This window comes from Pseudoalteromonas sp. NFXS53, assembly GCF_056629255.1.
Window position 1 is genome coordinate 12,911 of sequence record NZ_JBWVBR010000001.1, and the last position, 18,959, is coordinate 31,869.

Sequence of the window (18,959 nt, forward strand, 5' to 3'; positions counted from 1 at the left end):
CCCACATTTATTTTCAGTGTTCTATTATGGCTCAGCTTTATTTCTATTACTCGGCGATGAATGCCGGAAAATCAACAACACTTTTACAATCTGCCTTTAACTATAGAGAAAGAGGTATGACACCACTCATTTTAACCGCTGCCATAGACAACAGAGCAGGAGTGGGGAAAGTGGCTTCTAGAATTGGCCTTGAAGCAGATGCGCACATCTACGACAGAGAAACAGATGTGTTTAGCTTAGTTGAGCGTTTAAATCGTGAAAGTAAGTTAGATTGCTTGTTGGTAGATGAATGCCAATTCTTAAGCAAAGCACAGGTTAATGCCTTAACAGATGTTGTTGACAAGTTGAATATACCCGTATTGTGCTATGGATTACGCACTGACTTTAAAGGGGAGTTATTTGAAGGTGCACAATATTTGTTGGCTTGGGCTGACAAATTAGTTGAACTTAAAACTATATGTCATTGCGGTAGAAAAGCTAACCGTGTTTTAAGGACCGATGAACATGGCAACGCTATTCATGACGGCAACCAGGTTGAAATTGGCGGCAATGATAGATATGTATCGGTTTGCCGCACCCACTATAAAGAAGCTTTGTCTCTATTATAAATAATATCTTTATTTATAATGGTACATTGCTTGTCGCTCGGAGTTAGTTAGAAAGCTCCAAGCGATAAAACGGCTTGTTTTTTGCCCTTGAGTCATTCTTACAACCTTCACTTCAACAGCGCCAATTTTCTTTAGTGCAAGCTTTATGGTACTGAGAGACTCTTTTTTAGACACCAAAGAAGTAAACCAAGCACATTGCTTGGCATAATGCTTACTCTCCTTAATCATTTTTTTGATGAACAATGCCTCACCACCTTTACACCAAAGTTCAGGTGAATGTCCGCCAAAGTTGAGTGTGTTTTTAGGTTTTTTACCTAACTTTTGCCATTTGGTCTGTGTTGCTTTATTTGCTGAATGCTCACTGTCATGGAAAGGAGGGTTACATAGCGTCACGTGTAATGTTTGATCTTTTTCAATCACACCATGAAAATATTTTTCATTGTCTTTTTGCAACACAAGTTTGGTATTTAAAGTGTTTTCGATGCGAATCTTTTCGGCGTTTTGCAATGCTTTGGGGTTTATATCCGATGCTGTGAATGACCATTTATAAACTCTTTCCCCAAGAATAGGGTATATCAGGTTTGCACCTGTGCCGATATCTAGTGCCCTAACATTGTCGACTATCTTATTCTGATTATCGCTTTTTAGTAAATCTGCCAACGCATGAATATAATCAGCTCTGCCTGGTACTGGCGGACATAAAAACTCTTTTGATATGTCCCAGTAACAGAGTTTGTAATGGTGTTTAAGTAGTGCTTGATTTAAGCATTTGACAGCATCCGCATTACTAAAGTCTATGCTCTTTTTACCTGTAGGTGTTCTTATAAGGAATTTTTTCAATGAAGGCGTTACACTGATGAGCTTATCGAAGTCATAGCCTTGTTTGTGTGCGTTTCTTGGATGCATATCATTACTTTTATTAAATTTAAGCGTGGATTATACCGAGTTCTTGAAATAGCTTAAATAGTGTTGAAATGACAATTGCTATCAAATACAGTAACTGGTACGACGAGTTAAAAAGACTTCAATCATGATCACGCAAAATTCACATTTTATTCCCTTCGAAAATGAGCAAGTTCTTCATCTGAGACACATTTATAATCCTGAAAATAAAGGGGATGCTGTTTTTTTTCTGCATGGTGCTGTCGAAAATGGCAAGATTTTCTACACTGAGTCAAATAAGGGGTTAGCGCCATTTTTAGCGGCGCAAGGTTATCAATGTTTTGTCGCTGACTTACGTGGTCGTGGACAAAGTTTGCCTAAAATATCTTCTTCCTCTCATTACGGTCAAACAGAAGCCATCCTTGAAGATATTCCCACTATGCTCAATTTTATTAAATCGCAAACAGGTCACTTTCCGAAGTTCTGGGTTGCGCATTCTTGGGGAGGAGTTTTACTGAATAGCTTTTTAGCGCGTTATCCTGAGCATAAAGAGTATGTTTCAGCATGTGGCTATTTTGGAACAAAAAGAAGTTTATTTAACAATCACCCAAGCAAACTCTTACAAGCCAATTTAATTTGGTACACATTGGCGCCACTGTTGAGTAAACGCAAAGGTTATTTAGATGCGCGCAAATTGAAATGGGGCAGTGATAACGAGACTGTTAAGTCACATTATCAAAGCATGCAGTGGGCGAAAAAGAAGCCTTGGATAGACAGTGATGACGGTTTTGATTACGCAAGCGCAATAGAAAATATAAAGTTACCACCTATTTTACATATCGCAGGTGCAAAAGATAAAGCCCTTGCACAGCCAATTGATATTCAGGCTTTTATAGAAGAGTCAGGAAAAGGCATACAAGACTTGAGAATATATGGAAAAAAATATGGTCATAAAGTTGATTATGACCATATTAATATGCTGACAAGCCCGCATGCTCACAGCGATCAGTTTAAGGAGTTATTAGATTGGTTTGCTCAGCATCGAGCATAGCCATCATTTGTTTTTCATAAACCTGCCAGTTTGATCTTGGGCCTTGATCTAAAGGCCTTCTAACTTGAGCTTTGCTAAGTGTAGATACTGGACGCTTCGATTTATAAAACTCCAAGCATTCAGGCTCAAATTTTTGATACAAGAAATTAAGTAATTTATTCAGCTCTTTTGGGGTCTCATCTAATAAATCTTCATAACTGAGGGTATAAATGTTTCTAGGTATGTAATGTTTAAAATGTGCCATCATTTCATCTTGAAAATCAGCATACTGCTTATATTCAGTTAATGAGCAAAAGTAGGGTTCGTTTTCAGCGAAATGATTACTATAAACAGACCACGCATTGGCATTAAATGAGCGGGTCAAATGGATGATCCGAGCATCAGGAAATATCTTTTGAATTAGTCCTATGTTTTGAAAGTTGGCAGGTAATTTATTAATAACGACTTCTTCACCAACTCGATGCTTCTTAATTTCATCTACATACAAGCTACGGCAATGGTCAAGCATAGATGTGGTTAATGTATGAAGGCATTGTGGAAAAGGTGCTTCATTACGCATCTGTAAGTAAGGTACAATTTTGTCGCTGATGACTGTGCTTTCTCCCATGCTGCCAATGTTACTATGCTGAACGAGCATTTGTTCTAGCAATGTAGAACCTGTTCTTGGCAGTCCAACTATAAAAGTAGGTGTGAATGTGGCCTTTACTTTATCATTGGGTTGGCTAAAGAATTCTTCTGAGCACTGCTCTTTTAGTTCGTCAAAAAAAGACCTCATATCGGCAGTTTTAAACTCACATAGACTGAGTTGTAGTTCGTTAGCAAGTCTAAAATAGTCAAATGCTTGAGTGTGATCTTGTAACCTGTGATTACATCTTGCTAAGGAATAATAAACAACGATTTTTAAGCGCTTGTTATCATATTCAGTTAACAGTGAATGAAGTTTTTCAATATGTGCTTCTAATTTATTTGTGGCTGAAATCTGAGAGAGTTCATGTAACATGAAAGCGGTAACCGCACTGGGCGGGCACGCTAAGCCTGCTTCAAAGGTACGCTCAGCATTTTCAATAAAACCGTGGTCTAAATAGAATAATCCTAATTGATAATGTGCTTGTGCATTGTGTCTTGCAACGCTTAAGGTGTACTCAAGTACAGTTTTAGCATCAACAGAAGATCCTACAGCCATAAATGCATCAGCGAGCGCAAACAGGGGCTCGAGCATTTTTGGTAAGTGCTCACAGGCACGTTTTAAATAATAAATGGCACTGTCGTAATCTTCTAAGCGCATACAAATTCGGCCAAGACCAAATAATGCGGGACCAATTTTATTATTTTCCTTTAATACTGCTTTAAACATAAACTCAGCTTCTCTGAGTTTCCCTTGTTCTAATAATTCGTTGGCTCTTTTAAGTAATAGCATTGTTGTTTTAAGTTATTGCTTTGTACTAATCATAAAAATAAAAAGGCGAAATAGCTATTGCCATTTCGCCTTTTGCTGCTGGGTTACAGTAATCTAGAAAGTGTAAGTTGCTTTTACGTAGTAGAAGCCACCGTTAATACCATATGGAGAGGTCTCATAGTACTTACCACCCCAGTTATTATTTGGAATACCCGTTGCTCTCTCAAAGTCTAGTTTTTCAGGCTCTTGATCAAACAGGTTGTTTGCGCCAGCTGTAAAACTTAAAGACTCTGTAGCATAGTAAGTTACTTCAGCGTCGATCGTGAATGATGGATCTGCCATGATAGCGGTTGCATCATAGTCTACGTGAACGCCCTGATATTCACCGAAGTAGTTGTAACGAATGAAGCCTGAGAAATCTTCCCACTGTTGTGACCAAGTATAAGTTGCACGGTGTTGTGGTAAGTCTTCTTCAAGACGTTTAACTTTAAAATCACCAGTGATTGCTGAGAAGCGGTCAACTTTTGTTTCATTCCAGTTATAGGCCATGCTGAATGTAGAATAGCCACCCAGTAAATCCATTGAATAGTTAGCTACTATGTCAACACCTTGAGTTGTTGTATCAAAGTCATTTGTAAAGAAACTAACCTGAGCAATACTGTCAACATTCGGTACACCATCTGCTTTTAATGCAGCTTTTTGAGCGTCAGTTAAATCAATTTTATTTGATTGACTGATACGGTCTTCTACTTGAATGTTGTAGTAATCAACAGTCAGGAATAAATCGCCAGATTGATATACCGCACCAAATGTGTAACTTTCAGATTCTTCAGGTTGTAATTCTGTACCACCAAGGATTTGCGACACCGGGTTTGTTGGAGGAAGTAATGCTGAATCAACAAGCACACCGCTACTTAAGTTTGTTTGTACGTTACTTACGTTTGCTTGACCTACTGTTGGTGCTCTGAAGCCAGTACTCATTGAACCACGTAGTGATAGGTCATCAGTCAACTGATATTGACCTGTAACTTTGTAGTTTGTTGTAGAGCCAAATGAATCATAATCTTCATAACGCAATGCCCAACCCATTAAGAACTCATCTGTAAATGGTGTTTCGATATCAACATACGCTGCGTAGTTACGGCGAGTGAATTCACCTGCTGCTGAAGGTTTGAAACCAGGGAAACCATTCGAACCAATACCGAAACCTTGTTGAGTAAGTGGACCTGCAATGAATGAGGCTTCATCACCAGCAATAACTTCAAAAGTCTCTTCGTGCCATTCTAAGCCTGCTGCGACATTAACGTCATACGCAAGACCGAAATCATAGCCTTTTGAAATATCAGCATTAAAGTTCTTTTCTAATTGGATATATTTACCAGGGCTGAAATCCATTGGTGTTTCAGCACCAAGCGATGCATTCACTGTATTGGTGATGAAATATCGAGATTCATTACGCCCCACTGAACCACTCAAGTCATAGTATGCACCTTCAAATGTACCACTTTCGATTTCGCCTTTAGTACCAACTGTGAATGATGTATCAGTGATATTACCACCGAAGAATGGGGTGAAGCCTGCTGGTAAAATTTCATTAAATGCAAAACAGTTTTGGCCAATGTCAGAATTTGAAGCAATTTGTTGATACGCTGCAATTTGCGTAACATCTAAAATACGGTTGCCGTCTGCATCTTTAAGGTTAACTGTTGGACAAGATATGCCAGTATCAAGGCCGTCTAAATCAGCAACTAGTAATGTGTCACCGCCATCGTTTGAATAAACTTGAGGACGAGTTTGCGGGTTACGATAGTAGAAACCACCTTTCACATCTCGCTCTGAATAGTTACCAAACATGTAAAACTCAGAGCTGTTTGACAGTTCTAATCCGACATTACCAAAAAGAGTGAAATCATCTTTAATTTCAGGTGCACCCCAAACTTGCGCTGGGTTTCTTACACCAGGTACACCAGCGGCATCGTATGCTGCAGCATCAGGACGCTGCAAGCTTCTGCTAGTCGCATCTGCGTTTTTGTATTGGAAGCTTAAGTTGGCAAAGCCGTCATCAGAAAATGGTAAGCCCACATTACCTTCAATAGTTGTTGTGTCACCATCGCCTTCAAAATATTGGCCTTGTTTTACTGCAAATGAACCACCTTCAGAGGCATCTTTTAAAACAAAGTTCATCACACCAGCAATTGCATCTGAACCATATTGTGCGGCTGCACCATCACGAAGTACTTCGACTTGTTTTAATGCAATACTTGGGATAACCGAAATATCAGGGCCTTGCGCACCATCATTAATACCACCGCCAAGAAAAGCGATAACCGATGAACGATGGCGGCGTTTACCATTTAAAAGGATTAATGTACTGTCTGCTGGTAAACCACGTAAGTTTGCAGGACGGACTAATGAGGCTGCGTCGCTAATAGGGTTTTGGTGCACATTAAGTGACGGAACTGAGCCTTTTAATAGTTCTAGCATATCGTCACCCCCAGCTTTTGAAAGCTCATCACCACCGATAATATCAACCGGTACCGGCGAGTCACCAACTGAACGTGGAGCAGCACGAGAACCTACAACTGCAATCTTTTCGATATTCTTTTTTGCACCTTCATCACTTTCTTCTGCGTAGGCTGTTGTACTTAACATGCCAATTGTAGCAGTAGATGCTAATGCGTAAGTGATTGCACGGCTTACGTTTGATAATTTTAACTTCATCCTGTTTCCCCAGATTAATGTTGTCATTAAGGTTTCTTTTAAATTTTTAACAAGCACGTTGTTATCTTGCAGAAAGCAAATTTAACCTGTTAATTATTGATACATTTAGTTAACACATAATGCAAATAAAATTTGCATTAAAGTTAAAAGTAGACATGACAATGGGAAAGCGCAAATTGAAAACGTAACTTTTTGTTAAATATAAAATAGTTTTCTAAAATAGGGAAGGCGAGGAATGCATGTACATTCCTACTAAAGTTTATGCTTTGGTCTAATTTATGTCTTGTTAAGTTTTTCGTTAACCTCTAACCATGCTTTTCTTTGCGCTCTGTAGGTATCCCAAACGCATGGGCAGCAACTACCCCCGCCACAGCATTCATCAGGTTTGGGTTTTTGTGGTTCTGTTGTAGGTTGTTGTGTTTCTGAGTTTTTTAACATAAGTAGTGAGAGAATGTTTAAATACTTGGTGAGAGTTTATCAAGTTTTGCTAAACTATCAGAGTGATTAATATATTATGGTGAATAATGCGCCTAATTAAAGTTGTACACAAAGCTCCCATTAGGGTCGCCAGGATCAGTAAGAGGCGACAGCAGGTTAGGTTAAGACGTTCTATGCTGGCTTTGAAAATTGCGCTTGCACAAGAAAAACAAGAAACTAAAGAAATGCTAGATATTTACAAGCGCTACAGTTTTGGCGAGGCACATAAATCAGAGCTAAAAGTAGCCAATGAGCAACTTGTCGATATTCTTAAAGGGTTAGGCCTAGGCGTATTTGCTGTCCTTCCATTCGCTCCCATTACTATTCCGCTAATTGTTAAGCTGGGTCAGTGGGTTGGTGTTGATGTGTTACCAAGCTCATTTTCATTATCTAACAAATCTTCTAAATCACGTAAATAAGTGATCTCTTTACGCTAAATTGTTATTCTCTAAATAGACGCAAAAACACAGAGAATAATATGCAACTTCCAATCATTCATGCCGATACAGGCACACCGATTAAATTTATTGAAAAATCAAATTTTGATACTTGGCTTTCATCGCAAGAAAGCTTTGTAAAAATTTATGTTGATGCAACGCGCTCTGCAAATAGCAACATAATTGTGGTGCCTAAACAAAACGCAACTGGACTTGAATTCGTTGTTGTAATTGTTACTGATGTAACTGATATGTGGAATGCCGGTGATTTAGCAAAACAATTACCTAAGGGTCAGTACACGCTAGATGTTAACGATGACTCCTTGCTAGGTTATGCGCTGAGCTTTGTATTAGGTGCATATCAATTTGCCGTCTATAAGTCTCTACCAGCTATTGAATCTAAAATCGCGATTGCAGATGAAGAAATCTTTAATAAAGTAAAGCAGCAAGCTGAGGCCATTTATTTGGTTCGTGACTTGGTTAACATGCCAGCAGCAGACATGATGCCTCAGCACCTTGCTGAAACCATGGAAGAATTAGCAGCTCGCTTTGATGGTCAGTTTAGCCAAATTATTGGTGACGAATTATTAGAGCAAAATTACCCAACAATTCACATGGTGGGTCGTGCAAGCGACAACAAACCAAGATTACTCGATTTAGTATGGGGTAATGAGAGTGCACCAAAACTGACACTTGTAGGTAAAGGTGTTTGTTTTGACTCAGGTGGTTTAGATTTAAAACCTGCTGCAGGCATGCGTAATATGAAGAAGGATATGGGCGGTGCTGCTCATGTTATCGGTCTTGCACAAATGATCATGGCTGCAAACCTACCTGTTAGACTTCGTGTGCTTGTTCCTGCCGTTGAAAATGCAGTGTCTCGTAATGCGTTTAGACCTGGCGATGTGATTAAAACACGTAAGGGCATTACGGTTGAGATTGATAACACAGATGCTGAAGGTCGCCTAGTATTGTGTGATGCATTAGCTGAAGCACAAACCGAAAATCCTGATCTGCTAATCGATTTTGCAACCTTAACAGGCGCTTGTCGCATTGCATTAGGTACAGAACTTCCAGGTTTTTATTCAACTGACCAAGCAATTGCAAGTGACATCATGGCTCAAGGTTTACAAAACCAAGATCCAGTTTGGCAGCTTCCTCTTTTCGATCAATATAAAACTTTGTTTAAGAGTGATGTTGCAGACATTGCTAACTGTGGTTCAACGCCATTTGGTGGGTCAATTACTGCAGCGTTATATTTGAAAGAGTTTGTTGAGCCAGCAACTACGCCTTGGCTTCATTTTGACGTGATGGCTTATAACATCAGACCATTACCGGGTCGTCCAGTGGGTGGTGAAGGCTTAGGGCTCCGTGCTACGTTTGACTATTTAGCTACACGCTATAAATAGTACTCGAAAATTCATATAACAAAAATGCGAACCATTGGTTCGCATTTTTATATTAAGAGGCATTACTTAGCTGGAATGTTCTCTAAGATAGCTTTCATTTGTTGCCAATATAAACCCACAGATTCAATGTTTACCTTCTCATCAGGAGAGTGCGGGAATTTGATTGTAGGGCCAAATGAAATCATGTCCATTTCAGGGTATGGTTCTTTAAATAGTCCACACTCAAGGCCAGCATGAATAACCATGATATGTGGCTTGTGGCCATAAATATCTTCATATACGTCACGGAATGTATGCAAAATTTGAGAATCAGGATCTGGTTTCCAACCAGGATATGCACCACTGAATTCAATCGTTGCGCCTGCTAAGTTTGCCAGTGAAGCAAGTGTACCTTCTACGTCAGTTCGACCAGAATCAATTAAAGAGCGGATCAAACAAAGTACTTCAATGCTGTATTCACTTGTTTCAATGACACCAATATTCAATGATGTTTCAACCACACCTTGAATGTCATCGCTCATGCGTACTACACCATTTGGACAGGCATTGATTAGTGACAACACAGTATTTTGGCTGCTTGCGTTTAATGGCAAGGCATCACTTTCAAATGTTTGCGCTTTAAAAGATAAGTTTGCTTCAATGGCGCTTAATTCGGTTTTTGTTAGTGTTTCAAACTCAGAGATTGAGTTATGAAATGCGTCTAATTGTGCATTTTCAACTAACACTTCAGCATACGCTTCACGAGGAATAGCATTTCTCAGTGAGCCACCATTAAAACCGACTAACTGAACATTAAAGTTGTTTGTGTGATTTTTTAAAAAACGTGCAAGGAGTTTGTTAGCATTAGCACGGCCAGTATGAATGTCTACGCCAGAGTGCCCACCTCTTAAACCGTTAAGAACAAGCTTTAAACGAGTTGTATCTTCATTGATGGCTTGACGTTCTAATTGCAAAGTAAGGCTTGCATCGACGCCACCGGCACAGCCCATGTAAATCTCACCTTCTTGCTCAGAATCTGTATTTAGAAGAATGTCACCTTCTAACCAGCCAGCTTCTAAACCGAATGCGCCAGTCATACCTGCTTCTTCATCAATGGTTAGAAGTACTTCGAGTGGACCGTGTTTAATGTCATCAGCGGCTAATACAGCAAGGCACGACGCCATACCAATGCCGTTGTCAGCACCTAAAGTAGTGTCAGTTGCAGTAACCCATTCACCGTCGATGTAAGGTTTAATTGCATCAGTTACAAAGTCATGATCAGTGCCGTTATTCTTTTGTGGCACCATATCAATATGAGCTTGAAGCACAACCGGCTTTTTATTTTCCATGCCCGGATATGCAGGCTTTTTGATAAATACGTTACCCGTGTTATCTCTTTTAACTTCTAGAGATTGGCTTTTTGCCCACTCAATAATGAACTGTGCAAGTGCTTCTTCGTGTTTTGAAGGATGCGGAATAGAACAAATTTGATCGAAGAATTGCCAAATTGCTTGAGGTTCTAGTTGGCTAATTTCTGAATGTGGAGTGAACAATGTTTTCAATGTTTTGCCCTTATTTGAATGTAACGGTTTAATATTACCATTCAAATAAGGGCTGGGGATAGCTTACTGGCAGTACTTGATGGCGTCAGCCATTATCTCTAGCCCAGTTTGTTTACACTCTGGCAGCTCAGCTTTACTTTCAATGATAGGCGTAACGCGCTCGCCCCATTTTATATAACTTGCAGCCCAAGTTAATCCTGCACCAAATGCTGCACTCATTATATGACTGTGCGGTTTGATTTTGCCTTGCTCTAACGCTTCACACAGTGCAATTGGAATAGTAGCAGCAGAGGTGTTTCCATAGTGTTGGATATTGACCATCACTTTGTCATCGTTAAGCTGTAATTGTTTGGCAATGGCTTGAATAATTCTTAGATTTGCCTGATGAGGAATAAGCATATCGATGTCTTCGAGTGCTAAATTTGCTTGTGACAGCACATCATCACAGGCCTCGCTCATACCTTTTACCGCGCGCTTAAAGATATCTTTACCTTGGAACAGAATATCAGAAGGTTGAGCTGAATTATGTTTATCTATGTCAGTGCCGAAGTTTCGGATATGAAGAATTTCTCTGTCTTCTGAATCACAGCCTGTTTTTGTTGCTAACAGGCCAAATTCTTCACTTGAGGCTTCAAGTACAACAGCACCTGCACCATCACCAAATAAAACGGCACTGTCACGCTTTGCCCAGTTTACATGCCAAAGCATTCGTTCGGCAGCAATAACTACTGCGCGCTTTACCATACCGGCGCGAATTTGTGCGGTTGCATTTTGTAATGCATATAAGAACCCAGAACACGCTGCATTTACATCACATGCCGCTGCACCGGTTGCCCCGATTTGTTGCTGAACATATGAGGCTGTATTTGCAACAAGTGTTGAAGGGGTGCAAGTAGCAAGTAAAACAAGGTCAATGTCTTCTCCTGCAATACCAGCACAATCTAATGCACGTTTAGCTGCAACAGTCGCTAATTCACCAGTACCAACATGACTGACTCTTCTCGATTTTATGCCTGTGCGAGTTGAAATCCACTCATCGGTGGTGTCAACTACTGTGCTTATATCTTCGTTTGAAAGTGTTGCTGGGGGTGTACATTTACCCCAGCCAATAATTTTGGCGTATTGCATAGTTTTATATCTCATCTGACCAGACGGGAGTTTATAACAAACTTCTTTTTGTAATTCTAGTCAGGATACTTTATGAAGCGTTAAGAAGTAGTCTAAGCTTAGATTAAAGTCTTTGAATTTGGTGTGATTATGGCAAATAAAATGACGACTTCGCTATTAAGCCACCTTATTGAATTGGAGAGGCGATTACTGGACCCAGTTGTTAGAGCATCGAAAAACCAATTAAGCCATTTACTTCATGATGACTTTTATGAGATTTCGGCAAATGGCTTAATGTTTAATAAGCAACATGTGATTGGTCGGTTACCGCTTGAGAAAATTCCACAGATCTATAACCAAGACTTTAAGGGACAAGTGTTGACCGACACCCTTGCTCAACTGACCTATCATGCAGCTTATCGTATGAATGTTCATCATGCCTTGAATTTTTCAATTCGAATGTCAATTTGGGCTAAGACTGAGAAAGGGTGGCAGTTATTCTTCCATCAAGGCACACCTTGCCCTGAGTTCACCTTGAGCTATAAAGAGTAGGTGCATTTTTTGTTTTATATCAACGAACCCTAGGTTTAGTTTTACCCGTTAAGCAGAGTCCGTTAAAGTATCGCTCAAATTTTTTATGAGCATGTTAAATGATCAGCTTTTCGCCGCAATCCGCCATTGGTCGCTTATTATTACTTAGAACTATCGCCATTTTAATGCAGTTGCTTTTGGTATTAGCTTCGGCATTTTGGTTTGATAAGTCCATTGAGCTTTTACCAGTATTGACTGTTATTGCTATTGAATCTTGTTTTCAATTAGTCAGCGTGTTCGCTTATAGAAAAACCAGTGAAGCTGCACCTTCGGGTATGATGCTGCAGTTACTAGCCGATATTATGTTTATGACGGTTCTACTGAGCTTGTCAGGTGGTGCGAGTAATGCGTTTGTGTCAATGCTGATTATCCCAATCGTCATTGCTGCTGTGACCTTGCCTAGCCAGTTTGTGATAATTATCTCGCTCTGTTCATTAGTCGCATATGGTTATTTATTTGTGACTATGGGGGGGCATCACATGCATCACATGGACATGGAGCTACATTTTAAAGGCATGTGGGCAAATTTTGTATTAAGTGTATTTATTGTTGTTATGGTTGTCATGGCAATGGCGAAGCAATTAAGGGTTAAAGAGCAGTCTTTAGCTAAGGTAAGAGAAAAACAACTTAAAAATGAGCAGCTCATTGCGTTGGGCAGTGCCGCTGCGCAGGCAACTCATCAATTGGCAACGCCACTGGGTAACATCAATTTATTGTTTGAAGAGTTGAAAGAAGACTACCCGGAACATCCAGCTTTAGTAGATATGGGTAAAGCGATTGATACTTGTAAAGAGCAACTTGATTTATTTAGAGCACAAACCGAAAAATTTAAATCTTCAGATAGTTTTGGTGTACAAAGCACACTTGCTATCTTGCAAGAGCTTGAAACCTTGATGGCATTACAATTCCCGGAGCAGAGCCTAATTATGGACGAAGTAGTTGATATTTTCGTCAGTGATGATCCTATGCTGATCCCTGCTTTATTGAATGTACTTGCAAATGCCGCGCAGGCCAATACTAAAACCAATGCAAAGGAAATAATTTTAGAAAGTTCAATTGAAAAAGGTACTTGGGTGCTATCAATAACAGATCATGGCCCGGGGATCGACCCAAAAAAGATGGAGCGTTTGGGTCATACAATAGTAAAAAGTGAATCAGGTCTTGGTATGGCCTTGGTTTTATCTCATGCATCAATAGAGCGATTAAAAGGGACTATTCGATTAGAAAACCAGTGTAAATATGGCGCTAAAACAACAATTACTTTGCCAATTAAAGAAAATGAGTTATGAAGTTACTTATCATTGAAGACGATGAAGCATTTGCAAGAACACTTGCCAGACGATTGCAAAAGCATGGATTTGATAGTCATGTTGAAAACAACGAAGCGAATGTCATGCTTGCGCTTGAGAAAATTGCCCCTGATTTTGTGCTACTAGATATGAAACTGCAGACTAAATCTGGATTACATTTCATTGAGCCTATTAAGGCATACAAACCTAGTATCAAACTTGTGTTGTTAACTGGGTTTGCAAGTATCGCAACTGCAGTTGAAGCGGTTAAACTGGGCGCTGACGATTATTTAACTAAGCCGGCTGATACTTTGTTGATAGTTCAAACGTTATTAGGGACAGAGGGTGCTCAAAAAGCAGAATTGCAATCAGAAACGAGAATGTCAGCAGAACGGTTAGAATGGGAACACATTCAACAGGTACTAAAAGCGAACCATGGTAATGTGTCTGAAACTGCAAGACAGTTAAACATGCATCGAAGAACGCTACAACGTAAATTACAGAAAAAACCTGTACAAAAATAGTCAATAATTGCGAGTTTGAAGTTTATTAACTAGATTTGAATTTACGAATGGTTTGATGCTTCATTATTATGCAGTTGGCAGAACTTAATTATTGGGCAATTTTACTTGCCGCGTTATCTTCTTTTATGCTGGGCGGTTTATGGTACTCCCCGGTTTTATTTGGCAAAACTTGGTTAGAGGGGTGTGGGTTAACTGAACTTGACTTACAAAATAGCGATCCAAAACTGATTTATGGTTTAGCATTTATACTGTCATTGTTGGCTGCGTTTGTTTTGGCATTTATATTAGGACCTGATCCTAATATTACACAATCAATCATCATTGGCGCGGCAGTAGGTATTGGTTTAGCGTCAAGCTCATTAGGGATTTCCTATATTTTTGAACAAAGACCCCTTAGTTTGTTTTTAGTTAATGGGGGTTACCATACTTTCCAGTTTATTCTTATGGCAGTGATACTGAGTGTCACAGGCTAGTAATAACAACTCAGAATTGTTGAAATACATATCATCTCATCGGGGCGGACATTTGCCCTGTTTTCATTTTTCTCTCTCATTTAACTTAGATACGTTTTGCTGTTTCAATGAGTGAAAGTAACCCTTCCCATGGAATGGGCCAGTGTTTTCGGGTTAGCTAATCTTATATTGCTTCAAACTCTGCTAAGCGGGCAGGTAGCAATTGATAGTGGATACAAAACGTGATCGATATTCTTTTTGATGTCATTGGTATGACTGGAACTGCGCTTGTGGTTGGTGCTTTCTTTATGCTTCAACTAGGCAAAGCTGAACCTACCGGTATTGTTTATAACTTAATGAACTTAAGCGGTGCAATACTCTTGCTTATTAGCCTGTGCTATAACTTTAATCTTGCTAGTTTTGTTATTGAATTATTCTGGATAGCCGCGTCTTTAATTGGTTTATACAAATATTTCAAAGGAAAACGCACCCAACTCGCATAATGTTCTCAAAATAGAAATATAAAACTTGCACAGTCTGTTAACATTAGTATTATTAAACTATGTAAATAGGCTGTGCATGGAATTGCATTTAGCTGCTCTGTCGCTGAAATAATGAGCCAAGCTATGAGAATAATAATACCTACGATTTCTTTACTTTCAATTTTGTATTCTGGTCATGTGTTATCAAATATTGAAAGTGATGAAGATCTATTTGACTTATCATTTGAGCAACTTTTAGACGTTAATATTTCTCTTGCCACTAAAACGGACGAAACTCGCTCGTCTGTTCCATCAAGTATTACCGTATTTAATCAACAACATATTTCACTTTTAGGCGTAACGAATGCCTATGAGTTAATGAACTTTGTGCCTGGCTTTCAGTCAACTCGAGGTGATTGGGTAGGGGCTGTGCCTAAAGAGCATACGCGAGGCATCTATCTAGACAGTGGTAATGTACTGGTCATGATCAATGGGCAGAGACTGAATGACCCTTCTTTTGGCAAGGCATCTGTTTATATGCCTTTTATTCCTGTTGAACTGATTGAACGTGTTGAGTTTATTCGAGGCCCTGGTTCTGCGCTCTACGGTAGTAATGCATTTTTGGGCGTTATGAATGTTGTGACCACTTCTGAACGTACTCAATTCAGTGCCTCAATCGGTGAGCACGGTGAGCTACAAGCTGGCTTTTCATTTAATAAAGAGCTGCATGAAGGTTTAAAAATTCACAGTAACTTATCTCTAAATAAGCGTGATGGTGAAACCTACTCTTTTGGTACGAAAGACCCCTTAGAATCCTACTTTTTTGAGTTAGGTGCTCAATGGCATAATCTAGACATTAATGTAAGGAAAAACGCGACACAATTAGATGAGTTCATCAATCTTGCCGGTGCGTCGAAAGGCAATCATCATCACAGTGAAAACACCGCTTTGCAGGCGACTTATACTTGGTTAAACGATGACTTATGGCATTTATCTACTTCATTCGATTTTATCCGTCATGAAATTGAAAGTAAGGGGTTAATTGTTTCTGCACAAAACACAAACTTGGCTGGTGACTTTTTTGTTGGTCCAGCATGGTCAACCAAAGATATGGCTGTGAAAGTTGATGGCAGTTATCAATTTAGTGACTCCTTACAAGTCAATTTTGGTGCTGAATATTCGGAAGAAGAACAATTTAAAGCTGGTGTGATCAGTAGTTATTATGACTATCAATCGGGTAATACCTTAGTCGAAAACCAATATTACTTAGGAGAGACTAGAACGATTGAATCTCATCCCCCGTTCAAAAATTTGTTGGCCTCGTTTGATTCTTATGCTTTGTATACTCAGGCTAAGTATGTAGCGTCAGAACAATTAACGATGTTTGTTGGCGCACGTTTTGATGAAGTGAAAAGTATAGATAGCAAGCTATCACCCAGGCTTGCTCTCATTTATGACCTAAATGAAAAGCATACTTTAAAGTTGCAATATGGCGAATCTTTTAGAACACCGGTTAGTAACGAACTTTACTCAAATGACGATGTGACTGTCGGTAACCCTGATCTGAAATCAGAGTATGTTAAAACGACGGAATTGGTCTGGCACACTGAAAACCAAAACTGGCAGATGGATGTGGTGTTTTTCAATAATGAGTTGAAAGACTTCATAAATTTAGTGGCGACAGATCAAGCTCAAACTCGCTTTACTTTTGATAATGTATTTGAAGCAAGTATGCAAGGGGTTGAAGTTAATAGTAACTTTAACCTTACAGAAAGTACTTGGTTTGAAGCTGGCTTCACTCAATTGTTTGATGAACCCATTAACCCGAGCTTTAAGCGATTTGCTGCAGCAGCCATTACCCATCAATTCGATGTAGTACAGTTGAGTGTGAATGCAATTTGGCGTGATGAGGTATTTGTTGAATCTGAAGATCAAACAGTCTCAGCAGATTTTAAACAGTCAGATTATTTCTTGCTAGGGCTAACCGCCAGTTGGAATATTGATAGTGACAGCTCGATAATTCTTAAGGCTCAAAATCTACTCGATAAGCAATACAAAGTGTTTGATCCAAGAATGACTGACGGCGTTGTACCGACTCAATCAAGAAAGTTACTACTTCAGTATCGCCAAACTTTCTAAATATCAAAGTTCATCAAAAGCGCCGGTGTCGGCGCTTTTTTGTTTTTTAGCCTAATAATACCAATCCGCAATAACACTTAATCATTTTGAGGGATTAAACCTGATGATAGCTGCGTTAAAGATTTCTCATTTAGAACAACTAAATAACGAAATATTTGCCTAGCTACCAACAGGGTTTTCTTGCCTCAAAATAGACCACTTAGTTAAGCTGATTGGTATAAAAAGCTTTCAAATTCTCTCTAATATCCTTCAGTTGTACTTCTCATTAAATAATCGAATTCAAACAGAGCTGATCATATTTGATCTAACTCAAAAACAAACACCAAAATAAATGCAAATAAAAATAATTCTTGAATGCATTTGTTTGGTTCGTTAATATTTGCTGAATAATAAACTATAAACTGATAATTAAAGGGATAAGAGTGAAAAACTTTAAGAAATTTGCGCTTACGCTAGTTTGTACAGCAGTATTATCTGCATGTAATGGTGATGATGGTAAAGACGGTGCTGTAGGTGCGGTTGGTCCTCAAGGGGAGCAAGGTGCTGCAGGTCAAAATGGTGTTGCTAATTATGTAACAGCGGAAGATGTTGTTAAAACTAACGCACAGCATGCCTATGCTGTTTTCGCTGACTCTCTGATTGCAGCTAAAACAATGCAAAAAGCGATTGACGAATTTGTTGCAAATCCGACAGAAGCAAACTTCATTGCTGCAAAAAAAGCTTGGCTTTTTGCACGTGAACCATATGGTCAAACTGAAGTGTACCGTTTCCGTGAAGGCCCAATCGACGCACTTACAGAAATTGATGGTCAACCAGCATTAGTTGATGGCGAAGGCCCAGAAGGCGCAATTAATGCTTGGCCTTTAGCAGAAGCGTTAATCGACTACACGATTGATATGGACGGTCATCAGGCGCGTGGTACTGCTGCGGTTTATCAAGCCGGTGGTAATATCATTTCAGATCAAGAAAACTTCCCAGAAATTACAAAGCAGTTATTACAAGATAAATTCGAATTAGATGGTGAAGAAGCCAATGTAACGTCAGGTTATCACGCAATCGAATTCTTACTGTGGGGTCAAGATTTAAACCAAGATCTTACTTACACAGCTGCACGTGATTATACAGCAGGTCACCGTAAAGCCTCTGATTTTTATACTATTGACAATATGCCAACAGATTCAAATGGTGCAACTTGTACATCTGGCGAGCAAGGCGCAATTGACGCAATTTGTGCGCGTCGTGGTCAATACTTAAAAGTAGCCGCTGAGTTATTAGTTGATGACCTGCAAGCGGTGACTGAAGCATGGACTCCTGGCACAGGCTTCCATTATTTAGAATATGTAAAACCTGAAAATGCAAAGAAAAACTTAGGTGCAATGCTAGAGAGTATGGGACGTTTAAGCTTCGGTGAACTTGCGGGTGAGCGAATGAGTATTGCTGTTCGCACCGATAGTCAAGAAGATGAGCACTCTTGTTTTTCAGATAACACACACCGTGATATCTATCTAAATGCCAAAGGTGTTCAAAACCATTATTTAGGCAAATATACACGTATTAATGGTGAAGAGTTAGTAGGCGCAAGTATTCATGACCTGTTAGTAAAAGAGGGTAAGCCTGAGCTTGCTAACGAGCTACGCGCAGCCCTTGAAGCGTCAATGGCAAGTGCCTCGGTTATTGATACGAATGCCAAGCTAGGTGTGTCTTTTGACGTTCAAATTCAAAATGAAGACCGTAAAAAAGAAGTGTATGCGACTATCTCTGCACTTGCGACACAAACAGATCTGATCCAAAAAGCCATCGATGAGCTTGGTGTTTCAGCTGAAGACCTAAAACAAGATACTGAAGAAGATATCTAA

At 39.4% G+C, this 18,959-nt stretch carries 17 protein-coding genes; 11 read left to right on the top strand and 6 right to left on the bottom strand.

All coding sequences use genetic code 11. From position 1 onward, the window contains the following. Nucleotides 1-26 precede the first annotated feature (26 nt). On the top strand, nucleotides 27-608 hold the full coding sequence (locus AC1HJP_RS00040) for a thymidine kinase (RefSeq protein WP_480359579.1): 582 nt from the start codon (nucleotides 27-29) through the stop codon (nucleotides 606-608). 9 nt (nucleotides 609-617) lie between these two features. On the opposite strand, the gene rlmF is transcribed toward AC1HJP_RS00040, so the two are convergent. Then, nucleotides 618-1,514, bottom strand: a complete 897-nt coding sequence (rlmF, locus tag AC1HJP_RS00045) for a 23S rRNA (adenine(1618)-N(6))-methyltransferase RlmF (protein ID WP_480359580.1) — start codon at nucleotides 1,512-1,514, stop codon at nucleotides 618-620. A gap of 121 nt (nucleotides 1,515-1,635) precedes the next feature. On the opposite strand from rlmF, the gene AC1HJP_RS00050 reads away from it, so the two are divergent. Beyond that, on the top strand, nucleotides 1,636-2,541 hold the full coding sequence (locus tag AC1HJP_RS00050) for an alpha/beta fold hydrolase (RefSeq protein ID WP_480360241.1): 906 nt from the start codon (nucleotides 1,636-1,638) through the stop codon (nucleotides 2,539-2,541). Here AC1HJP_RS00050 and AC1HJP_RS00055 read toward each other — a convergent pair. From AC1HJP_RS00055 to AC1HJP_RS00065, 3 genes are all read right to left on the bottom strand, one after another. Then, nucleotides 2,501-3,958, bottom strand: a complete 1,458-nt coding sequence (locus tag AC1HJP_RS00055; protein WP_480359581.1) for a tetratricopeptide repeat-containing sulfotransferase family protein — start codon at nucleotides 3,956-3,958, stop codon at nucleotides 2,501-2,503. The genes AC1HJP_RS00050 and AC1HJP_RS00055 overlap by 41 nt on opposite strands. A gap of 93 nt (nucleotides 3,959-4,051) precedes the next feature. Continuing rightward, a complete protein-coding gene (locus tag AC1HJP_RS00060) occupies nucleotides 4,052-6,658 on the bottom strand; it encodes a TonB-dependent receptor plug domain-containing protein (RefSeq protein WP_480359582.1) in 2,607 nt (868 codons plus the stop codon). A gap of 276 nt (nucleotides 6,659-6,934) precedes the next feature. Then, nucleotides 6,935-7,096: an oxidoreductase-like domain-containing protein gene (locus tag AC1HJP_RS00065; RefSeq protein ID WP_138479592.1), complete on the bottom strand. Its 162-nt coding sequence runs from the start codon at nucleotides 7,094-7,096 to the stop codon at nucleotides 6,935-6,937. Between the two features lie 86 nt (nucleotides 7,097-7,182). Here AC1HJP_RS00065 and AC1HJP_RS00070 point away from each other — a divergent pair, with 86 nt between their 5' ends. Further along, nucleotides 7,183-7,554: a hypothetical protein gene (locus tag AC1HJP_RS00070; protein ID WP_480359583.1), complete on the top strand. Its 372-nt coding sequence runs from the start codon at nucleotides 7,183-7,185 to the stop codon at nucleotides 7,552-7,554. A gap of 59 nt (nucleotides 7,555-7,613) precedes the next feature. Beyond that, a complete protein-coding gene (locus AC1HJP_RS00075; protein ID WP_480359584.1) occupies nucleotides 7,614-8,978 on the top strand; it encodes a leucyl aminopeptidase family protein in 1,365 nt (454 codons plus the stop codon). A 62-nt stretch (nucleotides 8,979-9,040) separates the two neighbouring features. Here AC1HJP_RS00075 and AC1HJP_RS00080 read toward each other — a convergent pair whose 3' ends face one another. Then, complete coding sequence (locus AC1HJP_RS00080; protein ID WP_480360242.1) at nucleotides 9,041-10,510, bottom strand: aminoacyl-histidine dipeptidase; 1,470 nt, start codon at nucleotides 10,508-10,510, stop codon at nucleotides 9,041-9,043. A 72-nt stretch (nucleotides 10,511-10,582) separates the two neighbouring features. Further along, a complete protein-coding gene (locus tag AC1HJP_RS00085) occupies nucleotides 10,583-11,647 on the bottom strand; it encodes a beta-ketoacyl-ACP synthase 3 (protein WP_480359585.1) in 1,065 nt (354 codons plus the stop codon). A gap of 129 nt (nucleotides 11,648-11,776) precedes the next feature. Between AC1HJP_RS00085 and AC1HJP_RS00090 the strand changes: the two genes are divergently transcribed. From AC1HJP_RS00090 to AC1HJP_RS00120, 7 genes are all read left to right on the top strand, one after another. Beyond that, on the top strand, nucleotides 11,777-12,178 hold the full coding sequence (locus AC1HJP_RS00090; protein ID WP_480359586.1) for a nuclear transport factor 2 family protein: 402 nt from the start codon (nucleotides 11,777-11,779) through the stop codon (nucleotides 12,176-12,178). 98 nt (nucleotides 12,179-12,276) lie between these two features. Continuing rightward, a complete protein-coding gene (locus AC1HJP_RS00095; RefSeq protein WP_480359587.1) occupies nucleotides 12,277-13,506 on the top strand; it encodes an ATP-binding protein in 1,230 nt (409 codons plus the stop codon). Further along, nucleotides 13,503-14,030 (top strand): response regulator transcription factor, encoded by a 528-nt coding sequence (locus AC1HJP_RS00100; RefSeq protein ID WP_480359588.1) that lies wholly within the window; start codon nucleotides 13,503-13,505, stop codon nucleotides 14,028-14,030. The genes AC1HJP_RS00095 and AC1HJP_RS00100 overlap by 4 nt, the downstream gene beginning before the upstream one ends. 68 nt (nucleotides 14,031-14,098) lie before the next feature. Continuing rightward, on the top strand, nucleotides 14,099-14,503 hold the full coding sequence (locus tag AC1HJP_RS00105; RefSeq protein ID WP_480359589.1) for a DUF1761 domain-containing protein: 405 nt from the start codon (nucleotides 14,099-14,101) through the stop codon (nucleotides 14,501-14,503). A gap of 221 nt (nucleotides 14,504-14,724) precedes the next feature. Then, on the top strand, nucleotides 14,725-14,985 hold the full coding sequence (locus AC1HJP_RS00110) for a CBU_0592 family membrane protein (RefSeq protein WP_138479577.1): 261 nt from the start codon (nucleotides 14,725-14,727) through the stop codon (nucleotides 14,983-14,985). 123 nt (nucleotides 14,986-15,108) lie between these two features. After that, the gene (locus AC1HJP_RS00115) at nucleotides 15,109-17,103 is read left to right on the top strand and encodes a TonB-dependent receptor plug domain-containing protein (RefSeq protein ID WP_480359590.1); all 1,995 of its coding nucleotides are present in this window, start codon (nucleotides 15,109-15,111) and stop codon (nucleotides 17,101-17,103) included. A 422-nt stretch (nucleotides 17,104-17,525) separates the two neighbouring features. Beyond that, complete coding sequence (locus AC1HJP_RS00120; RefSeq protein WP_480359591.1) at nucleotides 17,526-18,959, top strand: imelysin family protein; 1,434 nt, start codon at nucleotides 17,526-17,528, stop codon at nucleotides 18,957-18,959.

Bases quoted from the DNA above. Each gene is read 5' to 3' on its own strand.
- AC1HJP_RS00040 (WP_480359579.1), top strand. From the start codon at position 27: ATGGCTCAGCTTTATTTCTATTACTCGGCGATGAATGCCGGAAAATCA.
- rlmF (WP_480359580.1), bottom strand. From the start codon at position 1,514: ATGCATCCAAGAAACGCACACAAACAAGGCTATGACTTCGATAAGCTC.
- AC1HJP_RS00055 (WP_480359581.1), bottom strand. From the start codon at position 3,958: ATGCTATTACTTAAAAGAGCCAACGAATTATTAGAACAAGGGAAACTC.
- AC1HJP_RS00060 (WP_480359582.1), bottom strand. From the start codon at position 6,658: ATGAAGTTAAAATTATCAAACGTAAGCCGTGCAATCACTTACGCATTA.
- AC1HJP_RS00065 (WP_138479592.1), bottom strand. From the start codon at position 7,096: ATGTTAAAAAACTCAGAAACACAACAACCTACAACAGAACCACAAAAA.
- AC1HJP_RS00070 (WP_480359583.1), top strand. From the start codon at position 7,183: ATGCGCCTAATTAAAGTTGTACACAAAGCTCCCATTAGGGTCGCCAGG.
- AC1HJP_RS00075 (WP_480359584.1), top strand. From the start codon at position 7,614: ATGCAACTTCCAATCATTCATGCCGATACAGGCACACCGATTAAATTT.
- AC1HJP_RS00085 (WP_480359585.1), bottom strand. From the start codon at position 11,647: ATGCAATACGCCAAAATTATTGGCTGGGGTAAATGTACACCCCCAGCA.
- AC1HJP_RS00090 (WP_480359586.1), top strand. From the start codon at position 11,777: ATGGCAAATAAAATGACGACTTCGCTATTAAGCCACCTTATTGAATTG.
- AC1HJP_RS00095 (WP_480359587.1), top strand. From the start codon at position 12,277: ATGATCAGCTTTTCGCCGCAATCCGCCATTGGTCGCTTATTATTACTT.
- AC1HJP_RS00100 (WP_480359588.1), top strand. From the start codon at position 13,503: ATGAAGTTACTTATCATTGAAGACGATGAAGCATTTGCAAGAACACTT.
- AC1HJP_RS00105 (WP_480359589.1), top strand. From the start codon at position 14,099: ATGCAGTTGGCAGAACTTAATTATTGGGCAATTTTACTTGCCGCGTTA.
- AC1HJP_RS00115 (WP_480359590.1), top strand. From the start codon at position 15,109: ATGAGAATAATAATACCTACGATTTCTTTACTTTCAATTTTGTATTCT.